Origin of the sequence: Streptomyces herbicida (assembly GCF_032656585.1) — a bacterium.
GTDB lineage: Bacteria > Actinomycetota > Actinomycetes > Streptomycetales > Streptomycetaceae > Streptomyces > Streptomyces herbicida.
This window is the reverse complement of the sequence record NZ_JAUYWJ010000071.1, coordinates 1-3307: the sequence shown is the minus strand read 5'-3', so window position 1 is coordinate 3307 and position 3307 is coordinate 1. Positions and strand designations below refer to the sequence as shown.

General features: G+C 69.9%; 2 protein-coding genes. Both read right to left on the bottom strand.

All coding sequences use genetic code 11. From position 1 onward, the window contains the following. A partial coding sequence (locus tag Q8A52_RS48710; protein WP_316765132.1) for a condensation domain-containing protein occupies positions 1 to 1372 on the bottom strand: 1372 nt, incomplete at its 3' end. A 7-nt stretch (positions 1373 to 1379) separates the two neighbouring features. Then, the coding region (locus Q8A52_RS48705) for a condensation domain-containing protein (RefSeq protein WP_316765131.1) at positions 1380 to 3307 on the bottom strand (1928 nt) is incomplete at its 5' end.

The following is a 3307-nucleotide window of genomic DNA, read 5'->3' as shown; positions in this document are numbered from 1 at the left end:
CACCCGGCACCGACACCACCGTGTCGTTCCAGTCCGCCAGCACCAACCGACGCTCCACATCACCCAGCACACCCACCCGACCCACCCGCACACACGGATCAGCCGCCACCTGCTCCAACACCCGCACCAAACGACCAACCAACGCCTCAGCGGCAGCCTCGTCGAACACATCAGGGCGGTAGTCCAGGCGCAGTTCGAGGCCGTCGGCCGGGACGACCGCCAGCGTCAGTGGATAGTGCGCAGCGTCCTCGACCGCCGCTCCCGTAAGCGTCAGGGAGCCGTGCGTCCGCGCATCGGTGGGGTCGACGGGGTAGTTCTCGTACATGATCAGCGTGTCGAAGCCGGCGCCGGCTCCTGCGGCCCGCTGGATCTCGGTGAGGCTCAGGTGCTGGTGCGGGAGCAGTGCCGCCTGCCGGTCCTGCAGTCCGCCGAGCATCTCGATCATCGTCTGCGCGGGATCCAACGACACCCGCACCGGAACCGTGTTGATGAACAGCCCCAGCATGTTCTCCACACCCGGCAACTCCGCCGGACGCCCCGCCACCGTCGCACCGAACACCACCTCGCGCCGACCCGTCAGCTTCCCGACCAGCAGACCCCAAGCGCCCTGCACCAGGGTGTTGAGCGTCAGGCCGTGTTCCCGAGCCACCGCCCGCAGTCTCTCGGCGAGCTGCTCACCCGCGTGGGCGACCGCTTCGCCCGGCATGACACCCGCCGCATCGCGGTCGGCCGGCGCCACCAGGGTCGCCTCCTCCACCCCGGCAAGCGCCTCCTGCCACGCCTCCCGCGCGGCCTCCTTGTCCTGCCGGGCCAGCCACGCCAGATATTCGCGGTACGGAGTCACGGGGGGCAGCCCGTCCGCGGTGCCCCCGGCAGCGTAGATCGTCAGCCACTCCCGCATCAGCACCGGCATCGACCAGCCGTCCATAACGACGTGATGCAAGGTGATCACCAGTCGGTGACAGCCGGCATTGAGCTTGACCAGTAACAGCCGCAGCAGCGGCGGCTTCGCGAAGTCGAACCGGCGCTCGCGCTCCTCCTCCGCCAGGTGCTCCGCCTCGGCCACCGCCTCGTCCTCGGACAGGTCCGAGAGGTCGACCTCCCGCCAGGGCAGTGCCACCTGCCGCATGATCACCTGGACCAGCTGCGGGGCGCCCGCGGGCTGACGGAAGCCCGCACGCAGGCTCGCGTGACGCGCCAGCAGCGCCTCCCACGACGCCCGCAGCACGCCGGTGTCCAACACCCCTTCGAGGTCCAGGATTCGCTGTGCCGCGTAGACGTCGACGACCTGCTCGTCGTACAGGGCGTGGAAAAGCAAGCCCTCCTGCAGCGGCGACAGCGGCCAGACATCCTCGACGCGCATCTGCTTCATTGAGGTCTTACCTTTCGTCCGTAAGGTCGAGATCCAGGTCGAGCTCGAGCTCGTCGATCTGATGCTGAGCCAGAGTCACCAACGAGAAGTCGGACGGCGTATGGCCGCCGTTGCCGCCGGAACGGGTGATGTGCGCGGAGATCCCGGCGAGCATGGCTGTCCAGCCGGACGCGAGATCGTCGACCGCCGATCGATTCAGCAGTCGCTGTGGCCAGGTGAACGACAGCACCAGCTCGGGGCCGTCGGGTGTGTCGTGGACCAGTCCGGCGGCTTCCAGGGCATGGGTGGCCGCCATCTCGGCGTCGGCGCCACCGCCCAGGGCGTTCTCACCGACGGGCTGCCAGTCCTCACCGCCCCGAATCCCGCCTGTGGTGAAACGGCCGAGGTAGTTGAACCCGATCTGGGGCTGGGGCAGTTCGGCGAGTACGTGCGCGGTCTCCGGGTTCAGATAGCGCAGCAGACCGAAGCCCAGGCCGTCGCCGGGGACGGCCCTCAACTGCTCCTTGATCCGCTTCAGTACACGACCGGCGGCCGGACCACCGGCCCGCACCTCGGCGAAGTCGACACGTCCGGCGTCCAGCCGTACGGGATACACGCTCGTGAACCAGCCGACCGTTCGCGACAGGTCCATGTCCTCGACCAAGGGCTCACGCCCATGACCCTCGACATCGACCAGGACCCCACCGCTCGCGTAGGTACCGCGCCTACCACGCCATTCCGCGATCGCGAGCGCGAGCGCCGCCAGAAGCACGTCGTCGACACCTGCGTTGAACGCCGCCGGAACGCGGGTCAGCAGTTCCCGCGTGACGTCGGACGGAACGGTTGTCGCCACCCGGAGCATGGACGTCGCCACGTCACGCTCCCTGTCCAGGGGGCGGGCCCCCAGCAAGGGGTCGGGACCCTGGAGGATCCGCGTCCACGTGGGCAGTTCGGCGGCCCGTTCAGCGCCGACGGCCTGCTCGGCGAGTGAGACAGCGAAGTGGCGGAACGGCACCCGCACCGGATCCAGGACCGCCTCACGCCCGGCGGTCAGATCGGCGTAGACCGACGCCAGGTCGGGCAGCAGGATGCGCCAGGACACCCCGTCGACGACCAGGTGGTGCCCCACCAGAAGCAGCCGCCCGGCAGTTCGGGGCCCGGCGTCGAACCACACCGCCTGCACCATCCGTCCGGTCGACGGATCCAGCCGGTCGCCGGCCGCCCGCGCCTCCTCGCCGATCAGCCGGTGCAGCTCCGGACCGTCCAGGCCTGCCGCGTCCACCCGGCGGAGCCAGTCCGCCACCGGCAACGCCTCGGAGACCGGCGGTACGACCAACCGCGCCGCCGAGGAGTGCAGGCGGGCCCGCAGCACATCGTGGTGATCGACCAGAACGCGCAGGGAGTCGCCGAGCCGCCCGAAGTCGAGCCCCGCCGGAACCTGCACCATCATCGACTGGAAGAAGCCACCCTCCAGCGCGGACGGTCCGGCCTCCTCGGCGAGCGCGGACATCGCCGGGGTCAGGGGCACCTCGCCCACGGCCTCGATCACGGCGAGAGCCCCGCCTTCGTCGGCGTCACCGTCAGACAGCCGTTCGGCAACCGTGGCGAGGGCGGCGGGGGTTCGCTGCTCGAACACCTGCCGTGCGGTGATCTCCACCCCCGCCCGGCGGGCCCGCGAGACCAGCAGCATCGACATGATCGAGTCACCGCCGAGTTCGAAGAACGAGTCCTCCGCACCGACCGTCTCCAGCCCGAGAACCTCGGCGAACAGCCCGCACAGCAGCTCCTCGTCCGGCGTCGCCGGAGCACGACCAGTGATCAGGGAGTATTCGGGGGCGGGAAGCGCGCTTCGGTCCAGCTTGCCGTTCACCGTCAACGGCATCGCGTCCAGCAGCACCAACGCCGAGGGGACCATGTAGTCCGGCAGCCGGCCGGCAGCGAAGTCCCGGAGCACCG